General features: G+C 66.4%; 24 protein-coding genes. 7 read left to right on the top strand and 17 right to left on the bottom strand.

The annotated features are described in order from the left end of the window. Window positions 1–17 precede the first annotated feature (17 nt). Window positions 18–716, top strand: coding sequence for a GOLPH3/VPS74 family protein (locus RW112_RS14960; protein ID WP_317782653.1), 699 nt, complete (start codon window positions 18–20; stop codon window positions 714–716). A gap of 28 nt (window positions 717–744) precedes the next feature. Here RW112_RS14960 and RW112_RS14965 read toward each other — a convergent pair whose 3' ends face one another. Both RW112_RS14965 and RW112_RS14970 read right to left on the bottom strand, forming a co-directional pair. Beyond that, window positions 745–2,013, bottom strand: a complete 1,269-nt coding sequence (locus tag RW112_RS14965; protein ID WP_317782533.1) for an amidohydrolase family protein — start codon at window positions 2,011–2,013, stop codon at window positions 745–747. Window positions 2,014–2,111: 98 nt separating this feature from the next. Further along, entirely contained in the window at window positions 2,112–3,563 is a 1,452-nt protein-coding gene (locus tag RW112_RS14970; RefSeq protein ID WP_317782534.1) for a DUF3100 domain-containing protein, read from the bottom strand. A 168-nt stretch (window positions 3,564–3,731) separates the two neighbouring features. On the opposite strand from RW112_RS14970, the gene RW112_RS14975 reads away from it, so the two are divergent. From RW112_RS14975 to RW112_RS14990, 4 genes are all read left to right on the top strand, one after another. Then, entirely contained in the window at window positions 3,732–5,222 is a 1,491-nt protein-coding gene (locus RW112_RS14975; protein WP_317782535.1) for an amidohydrolase family protein, read from the top strand. A gap of 189 nt (window positions 5,223–5,411) precedes the next feature. Further along, window positions 5,412–6,752: an amidohydrolase family protein gene (locus RW112_RS14980; RefSeq protein WP_317782536.1), complete on the top strand. Its 1,341-nt coding sequence runs from the start codon at window positions 5,412–5,414 to the stop codon at window positions 6,750–6,752. Further along, window positions 6,749–7,735, top strand: a complete 987-nt coding sequence (locus RW112_RS14985) for an ornithine cyclodeaminase family protein (RefSeq protein WP_317782537.1) — start codon at window positions 6,749–6,751, stop codon at window positions 7,733–7,735. The genes RW112_RS14980 and RW112_RS14985 overlap by 4 nt, the downstream gene beginning before the upstream one ends. Before the next feature lie 76 nt (window positions 7,736–7,811). Further along, window positions 7,812–8,480 (top strand): GntR family transcriptional regulator, encoded by a 669-nt coding sequence (locus tag RW112_RS14990; RefSeq protein WP_317782538.1) that lies wholly within the window; start codon window positions 7,812–7,814, stop codon window positions 8,478–8,480. A gap of 150 nt (window positions 8,481–8,630) precedes the next feature. On the opposite strand, the gene RW112_RS14995 is transcribed toward RW112_RS14990, so the two are convergent. From RW112_RS14995 to RW112_RS15015, 5 genes are all read right to left on the bottom strand, one after another. Next, the gene (locus tag RW112_RS14995; RefSeq protein ID WP_317782539.1) at window positions 8,631–10,007 is read right to left on the bottom strand and encodes a DUF3100 domain-containing protein; all 1,377 of its coding nucleotides are present in this window, start codon (window positions 10,005–10,007) and stop codon (window positions 8,631–8,633) included. Next, window positions 10,004–11,230 (bottom strand): M20 family metallopeptidase, encoded by a 1,227-nt coding sequence (locus RW112_RS15000; protein WP_317782540.1) that lies wholly within the window; start codon window positions 11,228–11,230, stop codon window positions 10,004–10,006. Before RW112_RS15000 ends, RW112_RS14995 begins: the two co-directional genes overlap by 4 nt. A 56-nt stretch (window positions 11,231–11,286) precedes the next feature. Continuing rightward, window positions 11,287–12,834 (bottom strand): aldehyde dehydrogenase family protein, encoded by a 1,548-nt coding sequence (locus RW112_RS15005; protein WP_317782541.1) that lies wholly within the window; start codon window positions 12,832–12,834, stop codon window positions 11,287–11,289. A 44-nt stretch (window positions 12,835–12,878) separates the two neighbouring features. Beyond that, window positions 12,879–13,826, bottom strand: coding sequence for an NAD(P)-dependent oxidoreductase (locus RW112_RS15010; RefSeq protein ID WP_317782542.1), 948 nt, complete (start codon window positions 13,824–13,826; stop codon window positions 12,879–12,881). Window positions 13,827–13,890: 64 nt separating this feature from the next. Next, complete coding sequence (locus tag RW112_RS15015; RefSeq protein ID WP_317782543.1) at window positions 13,891–14,790, bottom strand: MurR/RpiR family transcriptional regulator; 900 nt, start codon at window positions 14,788–14,790, stop codon at window positions 13,891–13,893. Between the two features lie 145 nt (window positions 14,791–14,935). Here RW112_RS15015 and RW112_RS15020 point away from each other — a divergent pair, with 145 nt between their 5' ends. Continuing rightward, the gene (locus RW112_RS15020; RefSeq protein ID WP_317782544.1) at window positions 14,936–15,604 is read left to right on the top strand and encodes a GOLPH3/VPS74 family protein; all 669 of its coding nucleotides are present in this window, start codon (window positions 14,936–14,938) and stop codon (window positions 15,602–15,604) included. Here RW112_RS15020 and RW112_RS15025 read toward each other — a convergent pair. Beyond that, window positions 15,594–16,004: a VOC family protein gene (locus RW112_RS15025; protein ID WP_317782545.1), complete on the bottom strand. Its 411-nt coding sequence runs from the start codon at window positions 16,002–16,004 to the stop codon at window positions 15,594–15,596. The two genes, RW112_RS15020 and RW112_RS15025, sit on opposite strands and share 11 nt — an antisense overlap. 145 nt (window positions 16,005–16,149) lie before the next feature. Here RW112_RS15025 and RW112_RS15030 point away from each other — a divergent pair, with 145 nt between their 5' ends. Continuing rightward, window positions 16,150–16,935, top strand: coding sequence for an alpha/beta hydrolase (locus tag RW112_RS15030; protein WP_317782546.1), 786 nt, complete (start codon window positions 16,150–16,152; stop codon window positions 16,933–16,935). 4 nt (window positions 16,936–16,939) lie between these two features. Here the strand turns inward: RW112_RS15030 and RW112_RS15035 are convergent, their stop codons facing one another. The 9 genes from RW112_RS15035 to RW112_RS15075 form a co-directional block, all read right to left on the bottom strand. Next, window positions 16,940–17,368 carry a hypothetical protein gene (locus RW112_RS15035; RefSeq protein ID WP_317782547.1) on the bottom strand — a complete coding sequence of 143 codons (429 nt, stop codon included), beginning with the start codon at window positions 17,366–17,368 and terminating at the stop codon, window positions 16,940–16,942. Between the two features lie 255 nt (window positions 17,369–17,623). After that, window positions 17,624–19,117, bottom strand: coding sequence for an aldehyde dehydrogenase family protein (locus RW112_RS15040; RefSeq protein ID WP_317782548.1), 1,494 nt, complete (start codon window positions 19,115–19,117; stop codon window positions 17,624–17,626). 22 nt (window positions 19,118–19,139) lie between these two features. Then, window positions 19,140–20,027, bottom strand: coding sequence for a 4-hydroxy-tetrahydrodipicolinate synthase (gene dapA, locus RW112_RS15045; protein WP_317782549.1), 888 nt, complete (start codon window positions 20,025–20,027; stop codon window positions 19,140–19,142). Between the two features lie 65 nt (window positions 20,028–20,092). Continuing rightward, a complete protein-coding gene (locus RW112_RS15050) occupies window positions 20,093–21,487 on the bottom strand; it encodes a protoporphyrinogen/coproporphyrinogen oxidase (protein WP_317782550.1) in 1,395 nt (464 codons plus the stop codon). Window positions 21,488–21,643: 156 nt separating this feature from the next. Then, window positions 21,644–22,981 carry an MFS transporter gene (locus RW112_RS15055; RefSeq protein WP_317782551.1) on the bottom strand — a complete coding sequence of 446 codons (1,338 nt, stop codon included), beginning with the start codon at window positions 22,979–22,981 and terminating at the stop codon, window positions 21,644–21,646. A 264-nt stretch (window positions 22,982–23,245) separates the two neighbouring features. Continuing rightward, on the bottom strand, window positions 23,246–23,971 hold the full coding sequence (locus RW112_RS15060; protein ID WP_317782552.1) for a cache domain-containing protein: 726 nt from the start codon (window positions 23,969–23,971) through the stop codon (window positions 23,246–23,248). After that, entirely contained in the window at window positions 23,964–24,740 is a 777-nt protein-coding gene (locus RW112_RS15065) for a FadR/GntR family transcriptional regulator (RefSeq protein WP_317782553.1), read from the bottom strand. Before RW112_RS15065 ends, RW112_RS15060 begins: the two co-directional genes overlap by 8 nt. A 295-nt stretch (window positions 24,741–25,035) precedes the next feature. Then, entirely contained in the window at window positions 25,036–25,419 is a 384-nt protein-coding gene (locus tag RW112_RS15070) for an RNA-binding S4 domain-containing protein (protein WP_305942358.1), read from the bottom strand. Window positions 25,420–25,478: 59 nt separating this feature from the next. Continuing rightward, window positions 25,479–25,778, bottom strand: a complete 300-nt coding sequence (locus RW112_RS15075) for a DUF4193 domain-containing protein (protein WP_305942357.1) — start codon at window positions 25,776–25,778, stop codon at window positions 25,479–25,481. Window positions 25,779–25,788: the final 10 nt, after the last annotated feature.

The raw sequence follows: 25,788 nt of genomic DNA on the forward strand, positions 1-25,788 counted from the left end.
CGAATGGTGAGGAACGGATGGCCGGGGAACCGGCCGAACTGGCCGGGGAACCGGCCGAGGAGCCGGCGGAGGAGCTGAGCGTTCCGCAGGCTTTCCTCCTGCTCGTTACGAACGACGCGGACGGAGAACCCGAGGTGCCGGCCTACATTCTCAGGACCACGTTGGCGGGGGCAATCCTGGCTGAACTGGAATTGATCGGGGCTATCGGCCTGCAGGGGAAGCATGTCCGGGCTACCGGCGCTGCGCCGCAGACGGAGTTCGATCACCAGTTGGAACTCATCCGCCACAAGTCCCGGCCGCACACTCCCAAGCGGTGGGTCTCCATGCTGGAGGGGCGCGCGGAAGTGCAGCGTGTCTACGAAGGGCTGGCGTCACGGGGCATCGTGGATCATGTCGGCGAAACGCATCTGGGAGTGTTTAGGACCGTGCGGTATCCGGAGAAGGACCATGCTCCGGAGGCGGCGATCCGGCGCAAGCTCAATGCCGCGCTGGAGGGTAAGCCGTCCGGTGCCAGGACCACGGCCCTCGTTGCCCTGCTTGAGGCGTCCGGGCAGCTCGACAAACTCTTCCCGGCAGCGGACCGACGACGGGCAAGGGAACTGGCGAAGGACTACTGGCCAGCCCGCGCGGTGGCTGACGAACTGCGCATGATCAGGCTGGCGGAGGACGAAGCGGCAATACTGACCGACCCGGTTCGTGCACGGCACCCTGAGTGACTTGCGCCGGGGGTGCCACCCCGGCGAACTACTTTGACGGGTCGGGAAAAACGACCAACCGGTCGGCGACCAGCCGGCCGTCGTGGATGACCGTGCGGTCGGTGCCGCGGTCCATGACGGTGCTCGTGACGGTCTCGCCGTCCACCAGGACAATGTCGGCCCGATCTCCGGGAGCCAGGCCGGGCCGGTCGTCGGGGCCGGCGAGGCGCTGGACGGTGCGGTCCATGATGGAGGCACCCCCGATCGTGGCGATCGCCGCACAGTGTTCGATCAGCCGGTCCTTGCGCAGCCGGTGCGTAAAGGCCAGTTGCCAGGTGCGGTCGAGCATGTCGCAATTGCCGTACGGGCTCCAGTAGTCCCGCTGGCCGTCCTCGCCCAAACCGACACGGATCCCGGCCTCGGTCATCCGGGCCAGGTCGAACTGCGTGCCGCCGGTTGCCGGGGCGACAGTTGCCCAGGCCACGTCCAACTCGGCCATCTGCTCCACGAGCCTGGCGGTCACATCCGGGTGGACGTTGGCCAGGTCATAAGCGTGGGACAGTGACACGCGTCCCTGCATGCCCAGCGCGCGGGTCCGCTCGAAGACGAGTTCCGCGCTGAAGACCCCCAGATGGCCAGGCTCGTGCAGGTGAATGTCCACGTCCACACCGTACTTCTCAGCCAAGCCGAACACGATGTCCAGGTGGCGGACCGGGTCGCGATCCAGCTGGCACGGGTCAATGCCCCCGATGGTCGTGGCCCCCGCACGCAGGGCCTCCTCGAGGAGCGGGACCGTGCCGTCCTCCAGCAACAAGCCTGCCTGGGGGAAAGCCATGATCTCCACGTCGGCAGCGTGGGCGAATCGCTCCTTTGCGGCCACCACTGCCTCGAAGCGCTCAAGCTTGCAGTCCACGTCGACCTGGGCGTAGGAACGGACGCGGGTGGTGCCCCGCGCAATCATTCGTTCCAGCGTTCCGGCCACCACATCCTTGTAGGGGATGGGGGTGTCGCGCCAGTTTTCCCGGTCATTGCACATCATGTTCCACACACCCGGCGAGGCGGTGTGCTCCCGGAACGGCAGCCCGATCCGGGTCGAATCGAGGTGGACGTGCACGTCCGTGAACGCGGGCAGCGCTATCCGGCCCCGTCCGTCCACCGCCCCGCCGACTTCGTCTGCGGCCCTTCCGGCGGCGTCTGCGGCTGCGGTGTCTGAAGGGACGACGGCGGTCCCCGCGGGATGGACGGCCGCAATCTTCCCTTCGCGAACCTCGAGGTCAACGGCGTCTCCGCCCCAGGGGCGGACGTTGGTAATGAGCATTGTTCATTCCTTTCGGCTGGGCGGTGTTGACAGTGCTGGGAACGACGGCGGGAAGGCGCCGATCCCGGGAACCGGCGCCTTCCCTACCGCAGCATGCATTAGAACTGGAAGGCAACCTGCGCGATGACTGCCGCGGCCAGGAAGCTCGCGGTGAAGGTCATCAGAGCCACGATGACAATCTTCCAACTCAATGAGCGCAGTGCCTTCACGTCGCGGCCGAGCGACATGCCGATCAGGGCGATCATGGGCAGGCCCGCGAAGAGGACGTTGATGTGCTGCGTGGTGGAGGCGATGAAGGGGCCGATGGGCAGGAACGTCGCGGACGCAATGGTGGCCAGGGCCAGGACCCAGATGCTGGACGGGACAGCCGGGACGAGCTTCGCAAGCACCAGCGCGACGGCGGTAAGGGCCAGGAGGATGAGCACGCCAGTAACGTCTACCGGTAGCGCTGAACCGGTTCCGAGGGCATTCAGCAGGAAGCCAGCCGCTCCGGTGGCGGCGAATGCGATGAGCCACGTCCTGGGGGTGCGGACAACAGCGGGGTCCTCTTCGATGCCGTAGACGTCCACCGTGTCGGATGCCTCCCCAGGTTCATTCCTAGCCCGGTCCAAGGGTGCCGCATCTGCGCCGCCCGGCTTGGTTCCCTGCGCAGCGTGAACGAGAGCGCCGCGGCGGACACGGCGGCCGAGGTCGTCCCGTCCAAAGATGCGGGACCACATCCTGTAGAGCTTCTGACACATGGGCAGCGCGACAAAGACTCCGGCGTAGAAGCCGACGATGTTGGTGACCAGGTTGGAGAGGGCCGCGAGGGCCATGATTTCGCCTGCCATCTCCGGGTACAGGATGGACAGGGCGCCCACGCCGCCGAGCATCATGGAGGCGGACCCGAGTCCCAGGCCCAAAGCGAGGGCGCGGGGATCAAAGAAGTCCAGTCCGCCCAGGAGGCCGGCCAGGAGGGAAATGAACACGGCTCCGAAAACGCTGCCCAGCACCCACACGGCGAACACGCCGCGGTACTCGGGGGAGCGGACACCGAAGCGCTGGATGGCAAAGGCGAGGTAGGACTCACGGTCGATCGACCAGGTGGCACCGATGGCCGTGCGGCCCAGGCCAAGCGCAACTGCCACCGGGAGGGCGAGGATTACTGTGCCCACCACGTGGCCCACCTCCTGCAGGAGGATGGCGGGGCCGATGTTGGTGAACTTCGTCAGCGACGGGCCGATCTGCGTGCCAAGGCCTGCCAGGAAGAAAACAATAGAGACGTCCATCAGGTGCGTGGACACCGCCCGGGCACGCCCTCCGATGGGTTTCCATCTCTGGACGCCGAGGAATCCGCCGATAAGCACGGTCCACAGGATGGGCATCAGGACGATGGCGGCCGGGCCGAGGTGGAACTTGTGGGTTCCGATCATGATGGCAACGGCGCAGATGGCGGTGGAGAGGGCGATCATCGCGATCCACTGGGCAGGACGGGCACGGAAAGAACGTGAGGGCGGCGCATCCACGAGGGCGGACACGGTACTGCCTGTGGTCTTCGCTTCATTGGGCATGGAGCAGGCCTTTCCAAAGGGGGAGTGAGGGGATCAGAACAAAGACGTCTCGCATATGCGGAATCAAGCTTTGGTATACCAAATGACTGTATACTCGTACCCATTGAGAGGCAAGTCACATTTTTTAGCCGCCGGTTACCTGCCCCGCGGCTGCCCAAGGAGGCCACGTTGTACAAGAAAATCTCGGCACGCTACGTTTTGGGTTTTGACGGAACACGGCACACGCTCATCGAGGACGGCGAAGTCGTCTTCGAGGGGGATTCCATCGTCTTCGTCGGGCGCGACTACGACGGCCCGGTCGATGAGGATCACGACTACGGCCAGAGCCTGGTGATGCCCGGCCTGATAGACCTGGACGCCCTCGCCGACATTGACCACCTCATCCTGGATTCGTGGCCTTCGCCCGAGGTCGCCGCCGGCCATCTTTGGTCGGACGACTACTTTGCCAACCGGCGCCGGGACGTGTTCACGCCGTCAGAGCGCGCCACGGTCCGCGAGTTCGCCCTGGCGCAGCTCGCCCTCCACGGCATCACGACCTACATGCCGATCGCCTCGGAGATCCACAGTTCCTGGGCTGAGGGCCTCGATGAGCTGGTGGGCATGGCGGAGACCAGCCGGCGGATCGGGCTGCGCGGTTACCTTGGGCCCGCCTACCGGTCCGGGGTCCATGTCACCACTGCCGCCGGCGGCCGGGAGGTCCGCTTCGACGAGGCGCGGGGGCTTGCCGGCCTGCGCGACGCAGGGCGTTTCCTGGATTACGCCGCCGGCCTCGATGACCCGCTCGTCACCGGGGTCCTGCTGCCGTGCCGCATCGAGACGCTGTCCGAGGACCTCATGCGGGAGACGGCGCGGATTGCCCGGGAGCGGGACGCGATTGTCCGGCTGCACTGCCTCCAGTCCCCGCTTGAGGATGAGCTCCTGCAGCGTTCCGCCGGCCGCGGCGTCATGGAACTGCTCGAATCCACGGGCCTGTTCGGCACGCGCCTGCTCATCCCGCATGGTGTGGTGATCGACGGGACGGACCCCGCCGCGTCAGCGCCGGGAGGTCCGCTTGATGTGCTCGCACGGCACGGCGTCAGCATTGTCCATTGCCCGCTGACGTCGTTCCGCTACCAGAAGCAGCTGGTTTCGTTCGACCGTTTCCGTCAGGCTGGCATCAACCTGTGCCTGGGTACTGACTCCTTCCCGCCGGACCTTGTCCGCGGCATGGATGTCGGCATGCACCTGACCCGGCTGGTTGAGGGGCGTCCTGATGTCGGAAGCCTGGCCGACTACTTCGACGCCGCGACCCTCGGCGGCGCGCAGGCTCTCGGGCGGACGGACCTGGGAAGGCTTGCCCCCGGCGTGCAGGCCGACATCGCGGTGGTCTCCCTGGGCCACTTCGGCGACGGCGTGGTCGAGGACCCGCTGCGCACGCTGGTGCTCAACGGAACGGCGCGCCAGGTGACCGATACCTTCGTGGCCGGGCGCCCCGTCGTCGTCGGCGGTGCCCTTCCCGGCGTTGATCTCGCATCGCTGCGGGATGAAGGGCAGCGGCTCTTCGACCGGATGCGCGCTGCCTATTCGGAGCGGGACCTTCGAAACCGGGAGCCCGACGAGCTGTTCCCGCCCACCTATCCGCGCGCTGAAATCTGGCAGCCGATCGCTGTTCCACGCTGACCGGAGCTGCCGGCTCATCATCCGCCCGCTCTTGGCTTGGTATACCAAAAGCGGTAGAGTGGATGCATTGCGCGGCTCCCAGCCCATCGTGGGGGATGCTGATCCGCCCCAGATGGAACCACGACTTTTGACCCATTAGCATCGGCGCCCGCACTGCCGCGGAGCGGCCCCTTCCCCTTGGAGAGAACCATGTGCCTGCACGACCACACCCCTGCTGCCCTGCCGCCAACTGCGGTTCCACGCCGCGGCATTCTTGCCGGGGCAGCCGCCCTCGCCGGAATCTCGGTGGCAAGCCTTGCGGCCCAGTTGGGAAGTGCCCCGGCCGCGAAGGCGGGCGGCAACCCGGTAAGTGCCAACTACCCTGGCCGCCCCGTTTCACCGCAGCCCTTGATCATCGAGGGCGGAACCATCGTTGACCCCAAAACGGGCGATGCAGTGGCAGACGGCGTCCTTGTCCTGGAGGGAGGCAAAGTGACCGCGGTGGGCACCCGGGACGAAACCCGGCGCGCTGTGGCCGCCCTTGCAGGACGGGCCCGCATCGTGGACGCCTCGGGGCGCTGGGTCCTTCCCGGCCTCATTGATGTGCACGTTCATGCGAACGCGCTGTCCGATGCCCGGGCCATCCTGCAGGGCGGAGCCACCAGCGTCAGGAGCGGTTCGAGCAGTTTCTACCAGGACGTCGCCCTCGCTGCGCTGCCGGCCTGGGCCGCCGGTGCCTCACCCCGGATGAGCCCGGCCGGTCTGTTCATTTCGCCTCAGCTTGGGGATTCCCTCCTCGCAGACCCGGACCTGGCACCGCTCGCACCCTTGGCCGGGGGAGTGACGGAACCGACGGACCTTGGATACCTGACCCGGGTCAACCTGAAGCGCGGCGCCCAGGTGATCAAGACAAGGGCCAACCCGCGGGCGGGCCTGCCTGAACAGGACCCCCGCGAACTGGTCTACAACTACGAGCAGCTGTCTGCGGTGGTCAAGGCCGCAGGCAAAGCGGGCGTGCTGTGCCATGCCTACAGCGCGGAAGGGATCGACGGCGCGGTCCGGGCCGGCGTGCGCAGCATCGAGCACGGCGTCTTCGTCAGCGAGGAGACCATCTCCCGGATGGCCAGCCAGGGGACCTACTTCACTCCCACCATGGATGCCATCACCAGCATGGCAGGCTCCGCCAACCCTATCCTTGCCGCCCGGGGCAAGGAGTACACACCGATCATCAAGGCGGCAGTGAAAGCCGCCCACGAAGCCGGCGTGACCGTCGTCGCAGGCACGGACTCCTTCGGATCCGACGTGACCCCGATCGGCACGGAGGTGCGCCTGTTGACCGAGGCCGGGCTCTCACCCCTGGACGCGCTGAGGGCCGCGACAGTAAATGCCGCCGCCTTGCTCGGCTGGAGTGATAACGCTGGACGCCTGGTGCGCGGTTCCTATGCAGACGCCGTCATCGTGGACTCCGACCCCTTGAGCAGCGCCTCCGCCCTCGAACAAATCAAGGCCGTGGTGGCGCAGGGAGTCCTGGTCCGGAACGACCTGCCATGACCCTGATTCTCACAGCCTCCGAGCTCGATGCCCTGGCCGATATGCCTGCGACCATCGCCGCCGTCGAACGCGTTTTTGCCGGCCTCAGCCGGGGCACCGCTGTCCAGCCGGCGCCGGACTCCCTCCTGCTGCCGTCCTCGGACGCGAGGTTCCTGCCCATGGCGGCGCTGTCCGGCGCCGAGGGGCTGGCATCGGTGAAACTGCTGGCAGACATCCCGGCAAACCGGGAGTCCAGCCTGCCCACACAGCGGTCCACCATCATGCTTGTCTCTCAGCTGACCGGCGAGACCCTGGCCATCCTGGACGGCAAGGTCCCCACCCGGGTCCGCACTGCCGCCGCCAGCGCCGTGGCCACGAAGCTCCTGGCCCGGCCCGGCAGCACCACCCTGGGACTGGTCGGTGCGGGCGCGTTGGCCGTGGCGCATGTGGAAGCCATGCTGGCCGTCCTTCCGATTGAGAACGTGGTGGTGTGGTCCCGTTCCGCGGACACCGTGGCGGCCTTCTGCGGGGAGATTTCCCGTCACGGCCTTACTGTCACGCGGGCGTCCAGCGTCCGGGACGTCGTGGAGGCCGCCGACGTGCTCTGCACCCTGACGCCGGCCGTTGAACCGTTGGTTAGGGGTGAGTGGTTCCGCCCCGGACTCCACGTGAACGCAGTTGGTTCCCGTCCCCGGGCGGACCACCGGGAAATTGATTCGGCAGGCATGGTGCGGGCACGGGTTTTCGTCGACAGCCTGCCCACTGCCCGGGCCAAGTCCGGCGGGCTGATTATCCCCGTGGCCGAAGGTGTGATGAGCTTTGATGACGTGGAAGCCGAGCTGGGGGACGTGGCGGCAGGGAAGAGCGCAGGACGCCTCGGCGATGAGGACATAACCTTGTTCAATTCGGTCGGCATCGGTCTGCAGGATCTTGCCATCGGACGGCTCCTGTACGACGCCGCGCTCACCCAGGGGGTAGGCACCCGCGTGGCGTTGAACAACTGAAGGGTTCAACAACTGAGAGGGTTGAACAACTGAGAAGGCGCGGCAACGAGGCGTCCCGGTACTAACGGAGGCATGAATGACAGTCCAGGCGGAATCCCTCGCGTCCTCGGCGGACACTGCCAGGGCTCGGATCCGGGAACTGATCATCTCTGGTGACTTTGCGCCGGGGGCCCGTCTCCGGGAGCGCGAGCTGTCCCAGACGCTGGCTGTTTCCCGGGTGCCCGTCCGGGAGGCCCTTCAGCAGCTGGAAGCGGAGGGTTTCATTGACACCTCCCCGCGGCGTGGTGCCACTGTCAAACAGATCACCCTGCGCGACGTCAACGAGCTCTTCGATGTGCGGCTCAGCCTGGAGGTCCTGGCCGCGCGCCTCGCAGCCAGCGCCGCGGCACGGGGCGAGTCCTCATCGAGGCTGCAGCAGATGATGGACCAGGCGGAGGAAGCCACCCTCCGCCATGACCACGCACAGATTCCGGTGATCAATACCGCGCTGCATGCGGAAATCGTGGCGTTGGGCGGCAACTCACTGTTGGAGTCCGCCATGAAGCCCCTGCTGGGCAGGATGCAGTGGCTCTTCACCTTGACCGGGCATCGTGACCCCCAGGTTCAGTGCGCGGAGCACCTGAGCCTGTGCAAGGCCATTTACGACGGTAAAGCGGAGCTGGCTGCGGCGCTGGCCTTTGCGCACGTGGAGCTGGGCCGCGAACCGTCGCTCCAAGGGCTCGCAGGCCGCCTGCCCGAAAGCTGACGGGACGCAAGCGGACGGGACAGAACGGACGACGGCGGGAAGTCCCGCCGTCGTCCGTTCCTTCTGTTCCGAAACAGCCCGGGGAGTTTTTGTCCAGATAACGGGAGTTGTCGGCCTCATAAGTCGCTGTATCTGGACAAAAACTCCGTATCAGTGCCAGAGGCCCAGGGCGAACTCCGCGATCACGGTGGAGAGCAGGAAGGATGCCGTGATGGCCACCAGGCCCACCGGAATAATCTTCCAGCCGATGTTCTTGAGCAGCGGGATGTCCTTGCCGAGGGACAGGCCTGCGAGCGTCAGCATGACGGTGGCGATGGACAGGAAGTCGACAGTCTTGATGAACCCGGTGAGCGCCTCGGCGCCGAAGAACCACGGGCTGGAGATGTAGGCGCCGATGGTGGTGATGTACACGATCGCCGAGATCTTCCGGGTGACCTTCGCCAGCGCAATGCTGACCAGGACCAGGGCCAGCATGATTCCGTACCCGGCAACGATGGACAGGCTGAACCCCTTGGCCGCGACCGACGCCGTACCGATGCCGAGTACGGTCAGGACCGACAGGGACAGCCACAGCGGGAGCTTGATGGCCGCCGAGGATTCAGCCACGCGCTCGCGGAACCGCCGGTTTTCCTCTGCCTGCGCCTCGTCCCGCTCAATGTCCGCAGTGCTGCGCTCAGCTGTGGCGCCTGCCGTGACGGCGGCATTCTCGCGGGCCGATTGTTTGCGGGTGAGGGCCTTGTAGAAGCGGTCGGCCAGCGGCAGCGCAATGTAGATGCCCACGTAGACGCCCAGGACGGTGGTGATCAGGTTGGAGACGGCTGCCATGCCCAGGATGGCTTCCTGGTCGGCAGGGTAGGCGGCCACGATGCTGGCCGCCGAGGCCGCCATCATGGAGCCGGAACCCACGCCGGCGCCCATGGCCAAAGCCAGCGGATCAAAGATCTTCCAGTTGGCCACCAGGGAGGTGAGGAGCGTGATGAACACGGCGCCGAACAGCGTGCCGAAGACGTACATGGCCAGCACGCCGCGGTACTGGTCCGAATCCGGCCCGTACTTTTCCGAGACCATCGCAAAGGACGGTTCCCGGTCCAGGGAGAACGTGGCGCCCACCGTGGCCTTGCCCATCCGGAGCAGGACAGCCAGGGGGAGTGCCAGCACGATGGTGCCCAGCAGGTGGCCCACCTCCTGAAGGAGCAGCGCCGGGCCCGCCTTGATGAGGCTGGGCAGGCTGGGCCCGATGTTGAAGGCCAGCCGGGCCACCAGGAGCAGCACGGCGACGCCCACCAGGGCAGCGGCGACGCGCTGGAGGTCAAGACCGAGCGGCTTGAACTTCTGGATGGAGACGAGCAGGCCCACAATGAGGCCCCACACCATGGGGAAGATGATGATCGCGCCGATTCCGACGTCGATCTTCGCCTGGCCGATGAACTGGACCGCCACGGCGATCACAAGGGCCAGGGCGGCAATGGGGATGGTCAGCTTGGTGCCGGCCTTGTCTATCCGCGCTGTTTTGGTGGTGCTGCTCATGATGTGCCTTCCTGGGTGACAGTCCGACGGCGGTATGCCGCTGTGATGAAGCGTTCTCTTTGGGCGGGGGTTGAGGCTGCGGCGGCGATGGTCCAGGCCAGCGCGGTGGCTGCCTCGAACATCACTCCGTAGGCCTCGGGGGTGTCGGCAAGCGCGGCGAACGCATGCGAGTGGATGGGAACATCAGCCCCCGGGATGCTCAACCAGGGATGCAGGGACGGGATGACCTGGGAGATGTTGCCCATGTCGGTTGAGCCGCCGCTCAGGCCTGACGAGTGGGAGGTGTCCTTGCCGAACGCATCCATTGCACCGGTCCAGTGCGCGGCCAGGTCGTCGTCCTGGAGCAGGGGCTCGTAGAGGGGCTCGGTTGCCTCGATGGCCAGCGTTGTTCCGGTGGCCAGGGCGGCGCCTTCGAAACAGCGGCGGACACGCTCCAGCAAGGCCTCGTATGCAGGCAGCGTGAAGGCGCGGCATTCAAACTGGACCACCGCCCGCTCCGGAATGATGTTGGTGACGTGTCCGGCCTCCGCAACGAAGCAGGCGATGCGGTGGTCCCCGGGGATCTGCTGGCGGAGCAGTCCGATGGCCACCTGGCTCAGGACGGCCGCGTCCGCGGCGTTCACACCGAGGTGCGGCGCCGCCGCAGCATGCGCCGCCTTACCGGTGAACGTTGCCTTGTAGCGGCCCACGGCCTGGGCGCTGGTACCGGCCGGGTTGTAAGTCAGGCCGTCCTGGACGGGATGGACCATCAGCGCCAGCCCGACGCCGTCGAACGCTCCCTGCTCCAGCATGAGCACCTTGCCGCCGCCGTGTTCCTCGGCCGGCGTTCCGATGGCCTTCAGCGTGATGCCCAGTTCGTCCACATAGGGTCCCAGGGCCAGCGCGGCGGCGACGGATGCGCCCGCGATCAGGTTGTGCCCGCACGCGTGACCGATATCGGGGAGCGCATCGTATTCCACGCACAATGCCACCGTCAGTTCGCCGCTTCCGGCGCTCGCGGTGAAGGCCGTGGGGAGGCCGCCGGAGCCGCGTTCAACCTCGAAGCCGCCCTCGGCCAGCAGCGCCGCGGCCGCCTCGGCCGAGCGCACCTCCTCGAAAGAGATCTCCTTGGCGGCGTGGATTTCCCGGGCCAACGCCTGGACCCGGGGCTTCCAGTTGTCGACGCCTTCCGCAAGGGCCGCACGGAGCGCCGCCAGGGCGGGTGGTGTGTCAGTCAGTTCCATGAACATCTGCCTGTTCTCGTAGGACGTTTGGGTAAGCCGCTGTCAGTAGGCCGCTGTTAGTAGGAAAGGGACGGGAAAGGGGACCCTGCCGCCCGCGTGGGAACCCAGACGGCTTTGGTCTGGGTGTATTCATCCAGGACACCGGGGCCGGACGAGCGCCCGTGGCCGGAATCGCCGAAGCCGCCGAACGGGACCGCCACGTGGATGGTCTTGTAGGAGTTGATCCAGAACGTTCCCGCCTTCACTTCGCGGGCAATATGGTGTGCGCGGGAGATATCGGATGTCCACACCGCGCCGGCCAGGCCGAAGTTGGTGTTGTTGGCCCGGGCAATGGCCTCAGCCTCGGTGTCGAACGCATCCGCGCCCACCACGGGACCGAAGACCTCGGTGGTTTCCAGCCGGTTGGCGGGGGAGACGCCGTCCAGCAGGGTGGGCATGACCCAGTGCCCGCCGGACAGCGCGGACCCGGCGAGGGCATCCGGAAGCGCCGCCCCCGTGACCCGGCGTCCGCCGTCGTGCATTCCTGCCTCGATGAGGGTGTTGACCGTGGCGAACTGCTGCGCTGTGATGATCGGGCCCACCTCGGTGTCCGCGCTGAGCGGGTCGCCCACCCGCAGCCGCGCGGCCTTCGCCGCGACCATCTCGATGAACTGCGCGTGCACGCTCCGCTCCACCAGAAGCCGTGATCCGGCCACGCAGGACTGCCCTGCGCCGGAGAAGATGGCCGAGATGGCGCCGTCCGCGGCGCGGTCCAGGTCGGCGTCGGCGAACACGATGTTGGCGCTCTTGCCGCCGAGTTCCAGCAGCGCGGGTATCCCGGCCTGCGCGGCCGCGACGGCCACCCGGCGTCCGGTCGGGACGGAGCCGATGAAGCTGACCTTGCCGACGCGGCGGTCGCTGGTGAGGGCAGCGCCCACGGTCTGGCCCAGCCCTGCGGCCACGTTGAACACGCCTGCCGGCAGGCCTGCCTGGTGCGCCAGCTGGGCCAGCCGGACCGACGACGCGGGAGTGAATTCGCTGGGCTTGATGATCACGGCATTGCCGGCGGCCAGCGGGGCGGCGGAATTCCAGCCGGCGGTGAACAGTGGGGCGTTCCAGGGCGTGATGGCGACGACGACACCCCAGGGGACACGCTCGGTGTACGTGTGCCACGGCCCGGGAACCGGAATGGTTAGCCCCGTCAGCTTGTCCGCCCAGCCGGCGTAATAGCCGAACATTTCGGCCACCTTGGCTGCTTCGACCCGGGCGTCGCGGATGGGCTTGCCGGTGGTTGCTGACTCAAGGATGGCAAGTTCCTCGGCATGGGCTTCCACCACCCGGCTGACGTTGCGCAGGATGGCTGCCCGTTCGAAACCGTTCAGGGCCCCCCACGCTGCTGCGCCCGCCGTCGAGCTTTCCAGGATGGCGTTGGCGCCTTCGGTGCCAGGGTCCGAATAGGTGGCAAAGGCTTCGCCGGTGGCGGCTGCAGTGAGGGTGATGCCCTCGCCGCTGCCGGTGACAACGCGGCCGTCAAGGAAGGCGCCGAGGCCGGCCGGAAAGGCTGCGTCCAGGACTGCACGGGCGGTGGCTGCCGAGGAGGAGGTAGGTGCTGTGGTGATGCTCAATGTGGTGTTCCTTGTGGGCTCGGGAGGCTTAGGGGGCTGGGGGATCAGGCGACGGCGGTGGTGCCGTTTTCGGTGCCGTCTGCGGTGCGCGGTGCGGCGTCCGGTGCGCCGGACGGCGTGATGGCGGGGGCGACGGTCCGGGCGATTTCGGTGAAATCCGCGCGGGGTCCGAGGACGGCCAGGGCGTCCTGCCACTGGCCGGCGACTGCTGCCAGCAGGGCGGGGCTTTCGCCGATCTGCCCGGCGACATCCACGGCGAGGGCGGCATCGCGGGCCATCAGGCCGAGGGAGAAACCTGAGTCGTGCGTGCCGGTGAGCACCCAGTTGGGATACATGTTGGCCGAGACTTTGCTGCCGCCGGAGGCTTCGCTGATGCTGGCCGCAGCCTTGGCGGGATCGATGCCGTAGGCCTTGGCGACGCCGAGGGCCTCACCGACGGAGACCAGGTTGGCCGCTGCCAGGACGTTGTTGAGGAGCTTGACCACGTTGCCGCTGCCGGGGCCGCCGATGTGGCTGTACTTGCCGCCGGTGAGGGCGAGCAGGACAGGTTCGGCGGCTTTCAGGGCGGCTTCCGTTCCGCCGACGAAGGCGCTCAGCGATCCGGTGGCTGCACCGTCGCGGCCACCGGAGACCGGAGCGTCCACGAAGGCCGCGCCCTGGGCGTCGGCAAGGCCGGCCATCTGCTTGCTGGTGGCCGGTTCGGAGGTGGTGGTGTCAATGATCGCCACGGTTCCCGGTGCCGCCAGGAGCAGGGGAACGGTGGTTTCCACGATGCTGGCCGCCGGCAGGGAGAGGACGGCGTACGGGGTTCCGGCGAGGTCTTCAAGGCTGGCGGTGGTGGCGATACCGGTTTGGTCGGCGGCGGACCGGGCTGCCTCGGAGGGGTCGAAGCCGGTGACGTTCCAGCCGGCTTTGTGCAGCGTTGCGGCCATTGCCCCGCCCATGGCTCCGAGGCCAATGACGGCTATGCGGCGGTCTGTGCTGGTGTTCATGAACTGCTCCTGGGGTATGCGTGTGGGGGTATGCCTGTGGGGGAGGCGCGTGTCTGGGGTGGGATCAGTCGAGGTAGATGTCCAGGTCTTTCCACAGTTGCTGGGTGCGGCGGATGGCGGCGCGGCTGCGTTCGGGATGCGCCGCTTCCATGCCTGCGAGCAGGCCGTAAATCACTGAGTTTGCCGCTGTCACGGACTGGAAGAAGGAGATGCCTTCCGAGGCCACCACCAGGAGGTGGTCGGCGGCAGCGGCAAGGCGGCCGCGGCGCATGTCGCTGATCGCAATGACCGTGGCGCCTGCCTGTTTGGCGGCTTCGGCGGTGACAATGATCTGCCGGATGGAGCGCCACATGTTGACGACCACCAGGACATCGCCTTCACCGAGGGTGTTGGTGCTGGAAGCCAGGTGGACGCCGGCGCGGTTCTCCAACGTGATGGGGTAGCCCATGGTTGAGCCGAGGTGGGCCATCACGCTGGCCGGGCCGGCGAACGAGCCAAGCCCGACGACGGTGATGGACTTCGCGGCCGCCATGGCCGCAATGGCGGCCTCGGCGTCGTCTCCGGTGTTGGAGTCCAGCGTCAGGCGCAGGTTCTCGATGTCATGGTTGAGCGCGTCATGGAGGGGACTGCGGTGTACGCCGTGCTCGGTCAGGGTGTCTTCGGTGGAGATCATGACGAGGTAGCGCGAGCGTAGTTCCCGCTGGAGGTCGGGCCAGCCGCGGTAACCCAGGTGTTGGGCGGTACGGACCACCGTGGAGTTGTTCACGTCGGCCCGCTGGGCGATTTCGGCGATGTCCGCGTAGGAAGACAGCTGCGGATTGCGGGCGATGACATCCACCACCCGGCTCTGGGCTTTGGACAGCGGAACGTCCGGCAGGGCGTCGCCTAGCCATGCCGGGGAGGCGTTCCCGGCGCCGTTGGCGCCTGCCCCGCCGGCTTCAGAATCGACCGCGTTGGTGTTCAAGTCCGGACCTCTTCCGTAATGCAGATCACTCTGCAAGGCTGATTGCAATAAATGTACTATGCAATCTTGTTTGCGAATAGGCTTTTTGGTTTCCGGCTTGTAAATCCTCATTGTGGTGCCCGCCGCACTGCGCCACCATGATCGTATGGATGCTGAAACACCGAACATCGAGGAACCGACGGCGGAGGAACCGAACGCCGCGGAGCTGAGCGTTCCGCAGGCTTTCCTCCTGCTGGTTACGAACGACGCGGACGGCGAACCCGAAGTGCCGGCCTACATACTCAGGACCACGCTGGCAGGGGCAATCCTGGCCGAACTGGAACTGCTCGGGGCTATCGGGCTGCAGGGGAAGCACGTCAGGGCTACCGGCGGCACCCCGCAAACGGAGTTCGAGCACCAGCTGGAGCTCATCCGTCACAAGTCGCGGCCGCATACTCCCAAGCGGTGGGTCTCCATGCTCGAGGGGCGCGCGGAAGTGCAGCGTGTTTTTGAGGGGCTGGCGTCACGGGGCATCGTGGATCATGTCGGCGAAAAACACCTGGGAGTGTTCAGGACCGTGCGGTATCCGGAGAAGGACCATGCGCCTGAGGCCGCAGTCCGGCAAGAGATCCAGGCGGCTCTGGACGGTAAGCCGACCGGGGCGAGGACCACGGCCCTCGTTGCCCTGCTTGAGGCCTCCGGGCAGCTGGACAAACTCTTCCCGGCAGCGGACCGCATACGGGCAAGGGAGTTGGCGAAGGACTACTGGCCTGCGCGTGCGGTGGCGGACGAACTGCGCATGATCAGGCTCGCGGAGGCCGAGGCTACGACCTAGGCCGGCTCTCTTCGCCGGCGGGCTGGAACAGCTCCACCACATTGCCGGCCGGATCTGTCAGCAGGATCTGCTGGCCGCCCGGGCCCTTGACGATGTCGTTCCGGAACGTGACGCCGGCGGCGTGCAGCCGGTCCACTTCTGCCGCAATGTCGCCCACGATGAGGTGGATGCGGTTCCACCCGCCCGGTGACGGGACTTCGCCATCCGGCATTGGCCGGCCTGCCGAGCTGGTCGGGCCGCTCAGCAGGAGCCTCAGGTTGCCGCGGGCGACGTCGGCGAACGCCGGTGCGGCGCTCATCCTGAGGGTGAATCCGAGGTGCTTGGTGTAGAAGTCGACGGCGGCCTCGACGTCGTCCACCATGTACCGGACGCTGACCATGTCCGAAGGGTCGTTGGTCATTGCTGGCTCCTTTCCGAACCCGCGGAAATACTCGATGAGGTGAAGCAGGACCCGCCGCTCCATGTATCCAGTGTGCTTGTTTTGAGGGTCCGTGGGGCTGCCCAGCAGCCCTTTTCTGCGGAGACGCCCGGGGTTAGGATGCCGTGTGACCTTCACCCACGGCTATGCGGACAATGGCGGCCTTCGCATGTACTACGAGGTCCACGGGGAGGCGGCGCCCGGCCAGCCGCCGCTGCTCCTGATCCCGGGCGGCGGCTCCACTATCGGCACCAACTTCGGCGGGCTCATACCGTTGCTGGCCGGACACCGCCAGGTGATTGCCGTGGAGGAGGAGGGCCACGGCCGCACGCAGCCCACCAGCCGCCCGCTCACTGCGGAGAACTCCGCCGGCGACATCCTTGCCGTTCTGCGCCAGCTCAAGGTGGACACGGTGGACGTGCTGGGATTCAGCGCCGGCGGCCACACCGCCGTCGCCCTGGCACTCGGGCGGCCCGCTGCTGTCCGGCGGCTCATCATCGCCTCCACGTTCGTGGGCCGCGACGCCGTGCCCGAGGGGTTCTGGGACGGCATGGCGCAGGCCACCCTCGCGGACATGCCTGACACCTACAAGGACGCCGACCGCCTCCTCAACCCTGAACCCGGCCACCTCGAGCGGCTCTTCGAGCTGGACCGCCGGCGCATCCTGGACTTCCCCGGCTGGTCCGACGAGCAACTGGGCGGCATCACGGCATCCACGCTGGTGGTAAGCGGTGACCGCGACATTGTCACCGCCGGGTATGCCGCGCGGATGGCCGGCGCCATCCCTGGCGCCCGCCTGCTGGTGGTCCCCGGCGGCCACGGCGACTACCTCGGCGAGGAAGCCGCAAGCGGCGGGGACCTGCGGACCATGCACGCGACCGTCCCGCTACTGCTGCGGTTCCTCGACGGGTAGGGGCTTAGGTGTCTGGATTGGCGAGCATTATTTCGGTGTGGACAATGATGCCTGAGCACTGGAATTGCGCACTGCAGGATTGCAGGTATACCGAAGCTGCTGCTGCGCCTTCGTTGAACGCCATCATGTTCGGAATTACTCGTATGGTGACTGTTTGGCTTTGCTTGGTGCAGCTGAGCTGATCGTTTCCGCCGCCCCCGGCAATTCGTCCGTCGCTGACTCTTTGGGTAATTTGCACTATCGGTATAGCCACGATCAACGCGGGATCGGTATCGCACACGAAGGTGACGGGAACATCCACCGCGGCACCGTCGGCCACTAGGACTCCCGGCCCCAGGCTGACGAGCGCGCCGGGGGCTGCTTGGGCGGGGGTAGCAATGGTCACGAGGGTGGCGGCAAGTGCGATTGCGAGGCAGCTTCTTGTGCCTAACATCAGGTTCTCCCTTGAATGGAAGCGTGGCGTCCTGCGTTCCGCATTGTCGGCCAGTGCGGTGACTGGGCGCATTTAATGTACGGGGCCGGGGCCCCTGACGACAGCGCCGTACCGGGTGCCGCCTGATGCGGCCGAATATCCGGTAGGCCGTAGATTACTCAGCACCTGCCTGTGTGACAACAGTTAACGCAAGCGGACGACGGCGGGACCCCTCCCGCCGTCGTCCGTTCCGGTGACGCGTTGCCTTGACGTTAGTCAGCCGTGGTTGTACATGACGTGCTTGGTGCGGGAGAAGTCCTCAAGGGCGTAGACGGAGAGGTCCCGGCCGTAACCGGAGCCCTTGAAGCCGCCCCACGGCATTTCGTTGGCAATGACCAGGTGCGAGTTGACCCAGACCGTGCCGAAGTCCAGCCGGCGGGGAACGGCCAGCACACGGGCAGCGTTGGTGGACCACACCGAGGCAGCCAGCCCGTAGACGGTTTCGTTGGCCCGTGCCACGGCCTCCTCGTCGGTGCTGAACGTCTCCACTGACACCACCGGCCCGAAGATCTCCGTGCTCGCGATCGCGGCACCGGCAGGGACATCTGTCACGACCGTAGGTTCGATGAAATAGCCTGGGCCCTCCAGGGCGTTGCCGCCGACGGCGATCGTCAGGCCGTCCTTGCGGACGTCGTCGAGGGCAGCCAGGACCCTCTCGTAGTGGGCTTTGGAGATCATGGAACCGATTTCGACGTCGTCACCCGCGCCGGGAGTGCCGACGGTGATCTCGCTGACCTCCCGGACCAGTAGTTCGGTGAACTTGGCGGCCACCGATTCGTGGACGAGGACCCGGCATGCCGAGCCGCATTCCTGCCCGCCGTTCCAGAACCCGGCCGAGCGGACCCCCTTCGCGGCGGCTTCCAGATCGGCGTCCTCGAAGACGACGACGGGTGCTTTGCCGCCAAGTTCGAGGTGCACGCGTTTGACGGTGTTGGCTGCACTTGCGGCGACCTTCTGGCCGCTGCCCACGCTTCCGGTGATGGCGACGAGGTCGACATCCGGGTGTTCCGAAATCCTGTTTCCCACCACCCGGCCGGGGCCGGTGACGATGTTCAGGACACCGGCCGGAACCTCGGCGGCGATCAGCTCGGCGAGCTTGAGCGTGGTCAGTGGCGTCTGCTCGGAGGGTTTGAGCACCAGGGTGTTCCCGGCGCCCAGAATCGGGGCGATCTTCCAGGCAGCCATCAGCAGCGGGTAGTTCCACGGAGTGATCACGCCCACCACTCCCACAGGCTCGCGGAGGATCACCGAGGTGTGGTTCTCCGCGTAGTCGCCCGCGCCGGGTGCGGTGAAGGCGCGGGCAGCGCCGGCGGAGAACCTGAAGGTATCAATCGCGCTCGAAATGTCGTCTTCAGCCACGGCGGCCGGCTTACCGGTGTTGGCGGCTTCGAGCGTTTCGAAGAGCTCGCGGTTGGCCTCGATGATGTCCGCGATACGAAGAAGGACCGCGGAACGATCCTTGGGCGTCTTCGCTGCCCAGTCCGCCTTGGCCGCGACGGCAGCCGCCACGGCGGCGTCGACGTCCTCCACGGAACCGGCGGGGACCTGCATCAGGACTTCTTCGGTGGCCGGATTCACCACATCGACGGTTGACGCCGAACTGGACGGAATGAACGCCCCGCCTATGAACTGGCCGAAGGGAGGCAGGGATGCTGCGTGCGTCGCTGCGGCTCGGCGGACGGTGAACAATGCTGTGTCTGTCGCGGTCATGGCTATTCCTCGAGTCCTGTCTTTACTTCTGGTTGAGGGCGGACAGGGCGTGCTGAACCCGTGCGAAGTCCTCGGCGTTCAGCTCGGCCGTGGGGCGCCGGGGCGAGCCCGCGGGAAGGCCCTGCAGGGCGAGGCCGGCCTTGACGGACGGGATGAACGGCACGGAGAGCAGCGCGTCGATGACCGGGTACAGCTGCTTCCACAGTTTGAGGGCTCCGGTGAGGTCGCCTTCGGCGATGCGGCGGCTGACGGAGACGATTTCGCCGGGTACGACGTTGGCGGTGCCGGCCATCACGCCGGCGGCCCCTTCGGCCAGGGCGCTGTAGATGTAGGCGTCCCAGCCGATGAAGGTGCCGATGACGTCGCTGTGGTGGTGGATCAGCTGCAGGGCCTGTTCCCAGTTCGCGCTGGAGTCCTTGATGTACAGGATGTTTTCGACGTCTTCGGCCAGTGAACGGACCGTTGCCGGGTCGAGGTTTACGCCGGTGACGGACGGGATGTTGTAGAGCATCACCGGGATGCTGACGGACCCGGCCACGTCCTTGAGGTAGGTGACCGTTTCCGCCAGGGACAGCGGCTCGTAGTACGGCGTGATCAGCATGAGCACGTCCGCGCCGGCCTTCTCGGCCGCCTGCGAGAGCCGGATGGCCTCGGCTGTTGACGTGGCTCCGGTCTGGGCGATGACCGGGACGCGGCCGTTCGCCTGGTCGATGACTGTCTCGATGAGGAGCAGGCGCTCCTCCGAGGACAGCGCGCCGACCTCGCCCGTTGATCCCGCAGCCACGACGCCGTCCACCCCGGCGTCGATGGAGCGGTCGACGATGCGCCGCAGGGTCTCGACGTCGATGGCGCCGTCCTGGTCGAAGGGGGTGGACAGGGCGGTGAGGACACCGCGGAGATTCGTGGACATGATGGTTCCTCTTCTTCAGTACGTTCTTGGATGCAGTTCTTGGTGACGCTGGTTCAGGCGGTGAATCAGGTGCCTGTGGCCAGGTGCAGGGTGGTGGGTGCCGGGGCGCTTTGGCGCTCCGTGGCAAGGAGGCTGGCGGCTTCCTGGGCTGCCGAGAAGCCGGTGGTGATGGAGCTTTCGGTGTAGAGGGTTCCAAGGAAGTCGCCCGCGAGGAAGACACGGTCCGTGCCCCGCATGAGCGTCGACTGGAGCTTGGCCCGGCCGGGGAAGCAGTAGGGCGAAGCGTTCTTCCACCGGTCGGTCTTGGCCTCGACCACGCTGTCAGCGAATCCGTGGCCGAGGACCTGGTCGAGATCGGCCAGGTGGGTGGCGATGACTTCCTCATCGCTCTTCTCCAGCAGTGCGCGCCCCAGGCTGGCCGGTGAGAAGGTCATGAAGGACCCGCCGGGCTTCCGCACGGATTCGGAACCGCGGACGATGCTGGCCTGGTTCAGGGCGATCGCGAACGAGCGCTTGGGAGCTGCGATGGCGTAGATGTCGTCCCAGGGCCTGGCGGTTGTCTCGTTGGTCAGGAAGGCGGTGCTGACGTGCGGGCCGTACTTGACCTGGCTGAGTGCACCACGCAGTTCCTCCGGAAGGTCCACACCGATTTTGTGCGACACATCAGCGGTGGTCGCCAGGACCACGGCGCGGGCTTCGACCTGGCGCTCCACACCGTCCTGGCTGTACCGGACAACGACGGAGTTCTTCCGGTGCACAACTTCCTGCACGGTGGCTCCGAGCTGGACCCGGTCGCCCAGCGAGACGGCGATCGATTCGGTCAGGGTGGACGGCCCGCCGACGATGCCCCGGTTGAGCCCCTGGCCGATGCCCAGGACCAGGCTGAAGTACCCGATCCCGGCGCCGGCAGAGATCTCGTCCATGTCACCGGCCGAGCGTGTGACAGTGGTCTTGAACAGTGCGGCCGCGTCCTCTGAGAGGTTGCCGATGAAGTCCTGGAACGTGGTGTCGTTCTCGAAGTCATAGATACGCTGCTGCCGCATCGCGCCGGATTCCCCCGAACGCTTTTTCACGACGCCGGTGTACTTGGCGACGCCGCTGACCACCTTCAGACCGGCCTTCAGTGTGTCGATGCGGGAGGAAAGGGACATCGGAATACGGAACGGGTAGGTCGCGATGTGTCCCTCGCGAATGAACTTGCCGTTCATGGACAGGGCCTGCAGCGATCCGGGGATCTGAACGGCCGTCACGCCGACTTCGTTGAGCAAGGCATCGGTGGAGGATCCGGGGCCGGCGAACACGTGCCCTCCCCAGTTCAGCCAGTAGGCGCCACGGCGCTCCGAGCGGATCCGCCCACCGACACGCCCGTCCGATTCCAGCAGCAGGGTGTCCCAGTGCCGAAGCCGCCAGGCTGCCGATAGTCCGGCGAGGCCACCTCCGACAATTACTACATCTTTCATGATCTTCCTTCTTTGTGGCGGATCCGTCGGATCCGTCACCCCCGTTCGCGGCGTCACGGCCGAGTGGGGGTGCGAGATTACGTTTGTGTGCTGTTTACTTCGCTGGCCAAGGGCGTCAACGGCCTGGCCGGAAGTTGATGTCGGTGACGCGTCGCTTTAGTGCGAGTAGCCAGATGCCGCCTCGGTGAGGGTCTTTCCCTTCGTTTCCGGAGCCAGCCACTGGGAGAGCGCTGCGCCGACGAGGGCGACTCCGGCGGCGATCAGCATGGTGGGACCGGCTCCGAGGCTCTCCATCGACATCGGGAGGAGGAAGATGCCGATGCCTGCTCCGACCCGGCTGACGGCGGCCGCGAAGCCTGTTCCGATCCCGCGGATCTCGGTCGGGAGGACCTCACCCGGGTAGACGTTGGTCAACGTGTTGTACCCCGCGTTGAAGAACGAGAAGACCAGGAAGAGGATGAGCACCACGAGCGCCGGCGCGCCGGCCCACAGTCCGATAATCGCGAGGACGACGGCGCACAGCCACTGCGGCGGGACGGTCAGCGTGCGGCGGCCCACCTTTTCGATCAACAGGAACGTGACCACGACCCCGGCCAGGGCGACGGCGGAGAGGCCGACTCCGCCAGCGAGTCCGCCGGCGAGGCCGTACTGCTGCAACACGCTGTCGGCAAAGGTGGCGATCGCGAAGTACGGTGTCACGGCACAGAACCAGAACGCCGAGATGAACAGTGTGGAGCGCCAGTACTGCTTGGAGAACAGCATCCCGAAGCTGCCCTTGCGAACGTCCTCGTGCTGGACGTCGTCGAGCGCGTCATCGGGCATGTACTTGGCGGCGAGGGCGCGGGCCTCATCCTTGCGGCCCACGCTCCACAACCAGCGCGGTGACTCCGGCATGCCGAGCCGGGCGAGGAACAGGGCCACCGCGATGAAGGTGCTCGTACCCAGGATGAAGTGCCAGCTCAGGTCGGTGTACTCATTCAGCAGATGGCCGATGACGAAGGCGATCATAAAGCCGGCGTACCAGGCGATCCCCATCGCGGCCATTAGCCGCCCGCGCAGGCGGGTGGGGGAGAACTCGGCCATCAGGGGCCAGCCCACCGCGTACTCGGTGCCGATCGCGATGCCCATCATCAGCCGCACCACAATGAGTAGTACCGGTGAGTCGACGAAGAACTGCATTCCCGACGCGACAGCGAATAGACCGATGTCGAACATGAAAATTGGCTTGCGGCCCCACTTGTCGGCGGCCCAGCCACCGATCGGTGCGCCGATCAGAATGCCGATCAGGGCGGCCGCGGCGATCAGTCCCTGCCAAAAGGCGGTGAGCTGCAGGTCCTCGGCCATCCGTCCCGACACCGGTCCGATGATGCCGAGGACGTAGCCGTCCAGGACCATGCCGCCGATCAGGACGGTGACCATCCTGATCAGGAAGCGTCGCTTATTTACGGCTGACGCGCCCCCTCGATGCCCGATTGCATTATCTATGGCTGACATTTGTCACTCCTGACGATTGGGGTGGATGACATGGGTTGTGTCGCGTTCATCAGTGCTCCTGATTCGCCCGCAGCGGGCTGTATCTGACAGCGGAAAGAAGGGTCCCCGACCCGAAAATCTGCTTGGCGGTACACGCCTTGTTTATTGGAAAACGTGACTCACACCACTAAAGATACATCATTGTATGATTAATGCAATAGCTTTTGTGGAGGCAAAAAAAGACCGCGCCGGGATGGCGCGGTCTTCGACGGTCCTTTGGGCCTTCTATGTGAGGCTGATCAGCTTCCAGGGCAGGCGGGTGGGGCTGCCCTGGGAGACATCGAGCGAGGTCTCGGCTCGCTTCAGGTCTTCGTCCAGGAGCAGGGTGCCAGTGGCGATGCGCGCATTGTTGGAAGCGATGACCCGGCCATTTGGTCCGAGCAGGACGACGGCCGGGTCGCGGAGCTGGAGCGCCCGAAGGAACACTCCCTCAAGCTTCGCGAGGGGTAGGTCGCATCCGAGGACATGGATGCCCTGTGCGGTTTGGGCGGGAACGCAGAGGGTGATGATGCTGACGTTGATGCCGCCGAAGTCGACGTAGGGACCCACTGCCACCGGCTGTCCGGTGGAGGAGGGGAGTGTGAACCATTCCCGGCCCGTGTAGTCGTAGTAGTTCAGCGAGTCAGGGTTGAGGTCGTGCGTGACAAAGCGGGGTTCAGCCTTGGGCTGGGCCCGCCACCATTCGAGCCAGTGCGGCGCTTCCGGGAGGCTGCCGGGGGCGTAGGCGATGCCGGCGCCGATGATGAGGTCCGAATGAGCGTTGATGAAGGTGGCAAGTTCATTTCGCAGGAACAGGAAGTCGCTGCGGCGGGGAACGCCGGGTACGGCCTCTGCCGCTGCGGTGACCGCGGCGGCAACGCCCTCCAGGTCCGCGAAGACCGCGTTGATGCTGGAAGAGAGCATGTCAGCAGTCCGTTGGAGGGCTTCGCCTACGGCTTCCACGTCACGCACGTCCTTCATCCTGCATCGTCAGCCTGAGATGCTGTTCGATCAAATGTTCTGTCTCGGTCCGGCTGTGATGCTCCGCCGCGATGGCCGCAGCGTCGGCGTCCCGCTTCCGGATCGCATCCACGATCGCTGCATGCTGGTTCGCCAGTTCGCCCTCCCCGCCGGGCAGGCCGGGGTCGCCCCACCACAGGGTCATCAGCTCGGCTTCAAGTTGAAGGGCTGCGGAGGTCAGCCTGCTGGATTGCGAGGCGATGCTGACGGCCACGTGGAACCGGGCGTCCATCCGGCGCCGCGCACGTCCGTCAACGGTGTCCCGGTGGAGGTTGACCAGGTTTTCCAGATGCTCAACGTTTTGGGGGTCGGCGCGGCCGGCGGCAAGCCGGGCGGACATGGCCGAAATGGCAGCCGCGAGGTCCCCCAGGTCCCTGAGGGCTTCGGTGCTGGTGTCGCGCAGCTTGTGCCGCAGCTGCGTGTCCGTGAGTTCGATCTGGCGGCGGATGACGCTCCCGCCGCTGCGGCCGCGGCTGGTTTCAATGAGCCCCTTGGTCCGGAGGGCCGCGAGGGACTGGCGAAGTGTGATGGGGGAGATGCCGAGTTCCGCCGCCAGCACGGATTCGGTGGGAAGCCGGTCGCCTTCGGTCAGGATGCCCATCAGGATCGCTGTTTCAATCTGGTAGGAAACCTGGTCGGCGCGCCCCAGGCCTTCGGGCTCACTGCCCCTCAACAGCAGCAGGAGGTCCAGTGCACGGGTGGAAATGGCGGTGCTCTGCATTCCCGGTTCCCTTCTGCTGCTGATGCATCTGAGAAGGGACGTGGCCAGTGCGGGTCTTTCCCTATTACCTTCAATCTTTGCACATTCGGAGTCGGGGTTGCGCCCCGCCCGCGCCGGGTCTGACGAGTTCGTAGTATTAAACCGTGCGGGCCTGAAACGGCGGAGAACAACCTGGACTACTGCGCTGGCCGTGTTGGGCGCATGGCTCCCGGGAGTCATACCAGTGGCTCAGGTGGCCCGCACCCAACGCAAGCGGACGACGGCGGGAGGTCCCGCCGTCGTCTGCGTCCGTCTCCTAAGCCGGCCCGCGCAGCCGTTCCATTTCGCGGCGGTCCTTCTTGGTGGGCCGCCCGGTTCCGCGGTCGCGCTGGGGAAGGCCCAGTGCCGGTGCGGCGGGCCTGGGCGGGGTGTGGTCGGTGAAGCAGTGCCCGGCCGCCTCGGCGCCCACACGCTTGGCAATGAGCCGCCGGACTTCAAGGATCCGTTCGTATCCCGGCTGGCGGACCCGGACGGTATCTCCGGGCACCAGCGACTGCGAAGCCTTGGCCGGGTTTCCGTTGAGGCGGACATGCCCTGCGCGGCAGGCCGCGGTCGCCGCCGAACGTGTCTTGTAGGCGCGGATGGCCCACAGCCACGCGTCAATGCGGACCGTAGCGGGGGATGCTGGAAGGTTGCTCATGAGTGCTGACGAGTATAGCGGGACGCCCGCCTGTCAGCCGTGCACAGCTTGTGCCGGCCCTAGCCTTCGCAGTCCTTGCAGTACATTTTGCCGTCCTTCTCGCGGGCCAGCTGGCTGCGGTGGTGGACCAGGAAGCACGACATGCAGGTGAATTCGTCCTTTTGGACGGGAATGATCTGCACGAGGAGTTCCTCGTTGGACAGGTCGGCTCCCGGTAGCTCGAAGGAATCGGCCAGGTCGGACTCATCCACGTCGATCTGTGATGTTGCCGAAGCGGAGCGCTCAGGCTTGAGCACGTCCGAGGCCTCGTTTGCCTCATCCTCGGTGGACACCCGGGGTGCGTCGTAGTCGGTTGCCATGGGCCGGTCT

This window comes from Arthrobacter sp. B10-11 (assembly GCF_033142195.1).
Taxonomy (GTDB): domain Bacteria; phylum Actinomycetota; class Actinomycetes; order Actinomycetales; family Micrococcaceae; genus Arthrobacter; species Arthrobacter oryzae_C.